This is a genomic window from Pseudomonas sp. 43(2021) (assembly GCF_017490805.1).
GTDB lineage: Bacteria > Pseudomonadota > Gammaproteobacteria > Pseudomonadales > Pseudomonadaceae > Aquipseudomonas.
Genome location: NZ_JAFGYJ010000128.1, coordinates 1 through 667, shown reverse-complemented (window position 1 = coordinate 667; position 667 = coordinate 1). Strand labels below are relative to the sequence as shown.

The 667-nt window shown below is 55.6% G+C and carries 1 protein-coding gene and 1 pseudogene; both read right to left on the bottom strand.

Annotated features, from left to right (window positions below; genetic code table 11):
- Positions 1–399 (bottom strand): Hsp20/alpha crystallin family protein (locus J5M71_RS26325; RefSeq protein ID WP_207838395.1); only part of this gene is annotated, 399 nt, incomplete at its 3' end.
- Positions 400–474: 75 nt separating this feature from the next.
- Positions 475–667: pseudogene (locus tag J5M71_RS26320) on the bottom strand (arginine-ornithine antiporter); the annotation flags it as partial.

The window sequence follows — 667 nt, the reverse complement described above, 5'->3', positions numbered from 1 at the left end:
GTAGTAACGCTCGCTGAGGTGATACCCCTTGCGCTTTTCCTCCTTGTTGTCTTTTTTCTCGCCTTTGATGATCAGGCTGCCATTCGACAGTTTGATCTCGATGTTCTTTTGATCCATGCCAGGCAGCTCAGCGGTGATCTCGTAGCTTTTGTCTTTCTCGCTGATGTCGACCGCCGGCATGCTTTGGCCGTGCAGCTCGCGACGCCACAAAGGCTCGACGTCAAATAGCCCGCGACCAAAGGGAGAGAGCCCTGAGCCACGGTTGAAGTCTTCGAAAAGATGATCGACTTGCTGACGCAGCTTCTCCAAAGGACGCCAGAGGTCTGCGGCAATCGTATGCTCGGCAGGTTTGTTGGCGGTATCGGTAGCAACTGGCATCTTCTTCACGGAATTGCTCATTTCGGTACTCCTGTTCGAACGAAAGGCGGCCGAAAAACATCCTCTATGCGAGCCGCCAGGACTGAGGAATCTTGCTTACAACGTCAACGTTCCGGACCACAACATCCGGCCAGCGTAAATCGCGGCGGCCCAGATGATGATCAATACACCCGTTTCCGGACCGCTGAGCGGCTGACCCTGACGCGTTTTCAGCGTGCCCAGGTAAATCAACGAGCCAGGCGCGTAGAGCAGAGCGCTGAGCAGCAGGTATTTGGGGCCGGCGGCATAC